This window comes from Epilithonimonas bovis DSM 19482, assembly GCF_900108115.1.
Taxonomy (GTDB): domain Bacteria; phylum Bacteroidota; class Bacteroidia; order Flavobacteriales; family Weeksellaceae; genus Epilithonimonas; species Epilithonimonas bovis.
Genome location: NZ_FTPU01000067.1, coordinates 1 through 6,139, shown reverse-complemented (window position 1 = coordinate 6,139; position 6,139 = coordinate 1). Strand labels below are relative to the sequence as shown.

5 protein-coding genes and 1 pseudogene are annotated in these 6,139 nt (G+C 32.1%); all 6 read left to right on the top strand.

Annotation, left to right across the window (positions count from 1 at the left end):
* Window positions 1–567: 567 nt before the first annotated feature.
* Window positions 568–1,494, top strand: a complete 927-nt coding sequence (locus B0B05_RS15820) for a DNA adenine methylase (RefSeq protein ID WP_076784547.1) — start codon at window positions 568–570, stop codon at window positions 1,492–1,494.
* Complete coding sequence (locus B0B05_RS15815) at window positions 1,478–2,320, top strand: type II restriction endonuclease (protein WP_076784546.1); 843 nt, start codon at window positions 1,478–1,480, stop codon at window positions 2,318–2,320. The genes B0B05_RS15820 and B0B05_RS15815 overlap by 17 nt, the downstream gene beginning before the upstream one ends.
* On the top strand, window positions 2,314–2,880 hold the full coding sequence (locus tag B0B05_RS15810; protein ID WP_076784545.1) for a hypothetical protein: 567 nt from the start codon (window positions 2,314–2,316) through the stop codon (window positions 2,878–2,880). Before B0B05_RS15815 ends, B0B05_RS15810 begins: the two co-directional genes overlap by 7 nt.
* A pseudogene (locus B0B05_RS15805) lies at window positions 2,880–3,674 on the top strand (DNA-methyltransferase); the annotation flags it as partial. The gene B0B05_RS15810 and the pseudogene B0B05_RS15805, both read left to right, overlap by 1 nt.
* A gap of 356 nt (window positions 3,675–4,030) precedes the next feature.
* On the top strand, window positions 4,031–5,572 hold the full coding sequence (locus B0B05_RS15800) for a hypothetical protein (RefSeq protein ID WP_076784544.1): 1,542 nt from the start codon (window positions 4,031–4,033) through the stop codon (window positions 5,570–5,572).
* On the top strand, window positions 5,511–5,966 hold the full coding sequence (locus B0B05_RS15795; protein WP_076784543.1) for a hypothetical protein: 456 nt from the start codon (window positions 5,511–5,513) through the stop codon (window positions 5,964–5,966). Before B0B05_RS15800 ends, B0B05_RS15795 begins: the two co-directional genes overlap by 62 nt.
* The last annotated feature ends 173 nt before the right edge of the window (window positions 5,967–6,139 follow it).

The following is a 6,139-nucleotide window of genomic DNA, read 5'->3' as shown; positions in this document are numbered from 1 at the left end:
TTTCCGAAATGTAGCGACACCGCAGCGACGTGTCTGGAGTAATTTTGAAAGGTACTTTGGCTTCTTCCCAACACAGAAACCGTACGTTCAAACCTATGCAAAAGCTCCGCAAATCCCGGAACTTCGCGCTTTGCCTGATTGATGATTTTGTTTTCTCTAAGCTCTTCTACGCTCTTTTTTTTGTTGCCATTCTAGTGATTTTTAATTAGTTTTACAAAGTAATCAAAAATATGCAGACGGGGCTACCGAAGGTTTAGTTCAACATTGTATTGGCAAAATGCGGGGTTAAGGGATAATTGAAAGATTTGCCACATTTAGCCGCCGCTATTTTTCCATTCCACATTATTTTTGTAGTTTAGTTTCATGGAAAAAATATCGGCTCCGTTTGGTCGAAATTTGAACATTCGTTCATTTTTAGCCCGCACTTCGCCAATACTTTTTCCGTTAGCCGACACCCCAAAACGACCGTGCTAAAAAATCAAAATTCGAACAAAAAACAACTTTCAAACAGACTTTTAAGACGAAATAATATTGTAAATTTGAAGCCTATAACTGAATTAAATTAGAATGACAGATATTAAAATAGCAAAACCGTTTTTGAAGTGGGCAGGTGGAAAAACCCAGCTAATAAAAGATATTGAACGGACTTTGCCAACAGAAATAACTAAGGAAAAATTTACATACATCGAGCCGTTTGTTGGCAGCGGTGCAGTTCTTTTTTGGATGCTTAACAACTTTCCAAAACTTGAAAAAGCTGTAATAAACGATATCAACGAAGATTTAATAAATACCTACAAAATCATTGCTTCAAAACCTAAAGAATTGATTTCAATTCTTGAAATTTTACAGAATGAATTTCACAATTTGGAAGGGAGTGAAGAAAATAAAAAACTCTATTATTACCAAAAAAGAGAATTGTACAACACAAGAAAAGAAGAACAAAGCGGACAAGCCGCTTTGTTTATTTTTCTAAATCGTACTTGCTTTAATGGTTTGTATCGAGTGAATAGAAAAAATGAATACAATGTTCCTATGGGCGGTTATAAAAAACCAACAATATGCGACAAAGAGAATATTTTAGCTGTAAGTGAGGTTCTGCAAAAAGTTGAAATTCTGAACGGAGATTTTGAGCAAACATTAAATTACGCACACAAAAACTCACTATTTTATTTTGATCCACCTTACAAACCGTTGAGCGAAACTTCAAGTTTTAACTCGTATGCGAAAGATGAATTTAACGACAACGAACAAATTCGTTTGAGAGATTTTTGTTCAAAATTAGACGTTTTAAATCATACTTGGGTTTTAAGCAATTCAGACGTGAAAGGAAAAGATAAAAATGATAATTTCTTTGACGATTTATATTCTGACTTTAATATTCAACGAGTTGATGCAAGACGGAATATAAATGCAAATCCAGAGAAAAGAGGAAAATTAACTGAGTTATTAATTACAAATCGAGCTAATAGTCAAGAATATGTCAGATCAATTTAAAACCTTTTTATCTCAACTTTCGGAAACCAACGCTACGCTTGATTATTTCACGGATTTCAAGAAGATAAAAAACAACGTAAACAAAATTGCAATCAAACTGAACCAATTAAATTATTTGATTGGTAAGGAAAATTTGAAAGAAGCTGTAAACGAACTTTACGAGGAAAACCCGAAAGTTTTTGAGGTTTTGGATATTCTGATTGCTATTCGCAAAAACAAGAAAGCAAAAACTTTCAACAATAATGGAGAAATTATTTTGTTGGACACTTATTTCACTTCGCCCGAACTAATTTTGGAATACATTGAAGAAACAGGTTTGGCAGAAGTTTTTAGAAATAAAGATGTTACAAATTTGGTAGATTATGTTTTCGGAATTGAAGTTGGATTAGATACCAACGCAAGAAAAAACAGAGGTGGCGATAATATGTCAAAAGCCGTTTCACTCATTTTTGATAAAGCGGGAGTTTTCTACAAAAAGGAAGTAAATAATACAGTTTTCCCCGAAATAATAAGTTTGGGAGCAGATGTAAAACGTTTTGACTTTGTTATTAAAACGAAGAAGAAAACCTATTTAATTGAAACAAATTATTACAACAGTGGAGGTTCAAAACTGAACGAAACAGCAAGAGCATATTCCGATGTTGCACCAAAAATCAATCAATACGAAAACTACGAATTTGTTTGGATTACGGACGGACAAGGTTGGTTTTCAGCAAAGAATAAATTGGAAGAAGCGTACAACATTATTCCGAGTTTGTACAATTTGATAACGCTTGAAGATTTTATTAAGAAAATTCAAGAGGAACAAATAAATAGCGAATGGTAAAAAGCAAAACACATAAAACGCCACATATGATCGTCAAAGGAATTGAACCTTTGGCTATTATTGAAGTAAACGACACTTATATTTTAGGCGTTTATCAAGGTTCTTTGTCGGAATATGATTTATTGCTTAGATACAGACAGAAAGATGAAAACACAAAATCAGGTTGGTCGAGAATTAGAACACCAAAACATATTCATTGGGCAGTAGATGCAATTATTAAAATGCACCATAATGATACCGAAACAAAAAAGTTCTTACAATTTTTAATTGACTTATGGGATAATCAAATTCAACCATTAAAAACAGATGATGAAAGAAACTTGCTTTTAGATGTAGAAAAATTGAAAAGTGAAGCTAATACAGAAGCCAGTAAATATCCCGAATTAGCAAACAAAGGAGAATATAGTATCAAGTTCCTTTATCTTATCGCAAAACTTTTGATGATACAAGAAAAGACTAATTTATCGACTGCTTTTATGTTTAAGAATTTACTAAAAGCACTTGAAGCACATAAAGACATTTATAAAATTGTTTCTATTGCAACTCATAACAGAAGATAATGATTAAACCTTATTTCAAATCTGACGACAAAGATTTCTATCTTCTTCACGGAGATACGATGGATCTTTTGCCTCAATTTGACCACAAATTTGATATGATTTTTGCTGATCCACCATACTTCTTATCAAATAATGGTTTGTCAATTCAAAACGGACAAATAGTAAGTGTAAATAAAGGAAAATGGGACAAATCCGAAGGATTTGAATTTATAAACGACTTCAACCGTAAATGGCTTTCATTAGTTCGTGATAAGATGAAAGATGATGCGACAATTTGGATTAGCGGAACAATGCACAACATTTTTTCAGTTGGACAAATTTTAACAGAATTAGGATTTAAAATTCTCAACATTGTAACTTGGGAAAAGACAAATCCTCCACCCAATTTTTCGTGTCGTTACTTTACACATTCATCAGAACAAATCATTTGGGCAAGAAAAAGTGAGAAAGTTCCGCATTATTTCAACTACGAGCTTATGAAGCAATTAAATAGCGATAAACAAATGAAAGACGTTTGGAAATTGCCAGCAATTGCACCTTGGGAAAAATCTTGCGGAAAACACCCAACACAAAAACCTTTATCGGTTTTGACAAGACTTATTTTGGCTTCAACAAAGCCAAATGCTTGGATTTTAGATCCATTTACAGGAAGTTCAACAACAGGAATTGCGGCAAATTTGGCAAACAGACGATTTTTAGGAATTGACCAAGAAGAAGAGTTTTTGACAATAAGTAAAAACCGAAAAATCGAGATTGAAAACCCTAAAACTTCGACAACTTACAGACAAAAAATTAGTGGCTTCAATGACAAAAAAGAACTTGAATTATTCCTTGTCGAAGAACCAAAATCAGAATATAAAACAGAACTAAACCTTGAAAACAAAAGGGGCGATCGGCTAACAAGGGTTTTGCAAAATGGCGGTTTAGGTGCTAAATTCAATGATAGTAATTCTATTGAACATTAGTGCAAAACTGAACTTTTCTGCTCCAAAATCCGCCACTTCGCAAAGCCGCTAACCGTTGGCAACAATTTTTACAAAACTTTGGGTTTACTTTGCGTTTTTAAAACATAGCATAGAAAGTTTTAAAACCTAAAAAATGAAATTATTGTTGCTGAAAAGTTATAATATAAACCTTTAATTTAAAATGTATGAAAAAAATCAAAAATTTATTTATCATCACCGTTACTTCCTTATTAGCAGTTTCATGTAATAATGATTTAACTTCTGTTGAGCAAGTAGAGACAGGACGGGCAAAAGATTACTACTTGAATATGGGGAAGAAATTAGAAAACCCTTATTCTGTAAAAACAATGAAACTAGCTCTTGAAAATGTAAAACAAAAAATGGGTAAAAATTCATTAAAAAGTTTATCAAAAACAGGGGAAGAATTCAATATTGAAACAACACATTTGTATGTAAAATTTAATCCCGTAGATTTAGTTCAAGAACAAACATTAGAATCAGATTCTACTTTAATTGTTTCTGACTATCCTCTTGATTATGATTATTCTAATGAAGAATTAGAAAGTATGGGATATGATAATCCAAATATTATTGGTAGTTATTACACAGCTGTTCCAAAAGATCAAACATTACCAAATGTACCAAGAGAAATTTTAGAAGAATTATATATTCCAGAAGAAGACCCTTTTTTTGATGAGATTGGAACAGGTAAAGCAAGTAGCACAGATTTAACATCAAAACAAGATTTATATACAAATCTTATGCACGAAGCATACAAAATCACAAATAATGAAAAACAATTGGGCTTAGAAAAATCCTCTGATGGAAAATGGTGGATTTTTGGTAAAAAATGGTATCCAAGTGGAAGAATTACAATGTATGATAATTCATTAGGACAAACTGTAGCTGTTGATGGAGCACAAGTCTTAATGAGACAATGGTTTACAATTAGACAAGCAATTACAGATGGAAATGGTTATTTTTCTACAGGTTTTGTAAGAGGTACTGCAAAATATGTTTTACAGTGGGAAAGACATCACTATGATATTAGAAATGGTTGGTTTGGTCAAGCAGAAACACATGGACCAAATGTAAAGGAACAGCAATGGAATTACAACGTAAATGGTGACCAAAATATTCAGTTTGCCATGATTCATAGAGCCGCTCATCATTATTATTATAAAGACATAAAAGGATTGCGAAGACCACCAATGTATGGCGAAATGCCATCAAGAATGAAAATTGCTGCAATTGACGCAACAAATACTGATATCAATGGTGATTTTAGTTTTTGGAGAAGTCTAGGTGGAATTCTTCCTACAATTAGGATTTATAAAAGAACTAATATGTCTGATTATTATGGGACTGTTACTCATGAATTAGGTCATGCATCTCATTGGAAAATGGGTTGGTGGACTTTTCAAGGTGTACAAGATAATGTAGCAGAATCTTGGGCAAGAGGAGTTCAATGGGATTTAACTAGAATGGTTTATCCAAATTATTCTGCGAGTTACTTTGGAAATTATACAGGAATAGTACAAGATCTTATTGATAATGATAATTCATATTCTGATCAAACTAGTGGATATTCAATCAGCCAAATTGAAAATTCTTTAAAATATCAAAAAACTTGGCAAGATTGGAGAAATAAAATAAAACAAGATTATGACAACCCTACAGAGAATAATTTGGATACTGTTTTTAACTATTGGTTTAATCAGCAATAATAGTTGTGGAGACAGAGTAGATTTTGTTCTAAAAACAGAATATATCTACAATAATAAAACAACTCAAAATATAGTAATTAAATTAATCAACAGTCAAGATTTAGTATATAAATCATATACAATAAACCCAAATTCATCACTAAACTTGCTTTTTGAAAGTGAAGGAACGGGTATTTTACCTGCTTTTTGGATTGACAATGGAAATTCAAAACCAACTAAAATTAAAGTTCTTTTTGAGACTGATAATAAATGTATTACTTATCAGAATAATGGTGGTATATTAAATTACAAAAATTATGATAATTACAATGATTCAATGAATAATAATCATAAAAACACATTGCTTTTTGATTTTGATAGTTCTGAATTAAGCACAGCAACAACGTGTCAATAAAACTTTTGCCAACATAGTATTTGCAAAAAAAGCCCCGAAATCACTCGATGAATAGGGGCTTTCTTCGCAAATACTCAACCGTTAGCTGATATTCCCCTACTCGAAAACGAAGTTGTTTTTAGCCGCTAACGAGGAGGAGTCGGCGTGAAAAATTCAATATTCCAAATCCATTA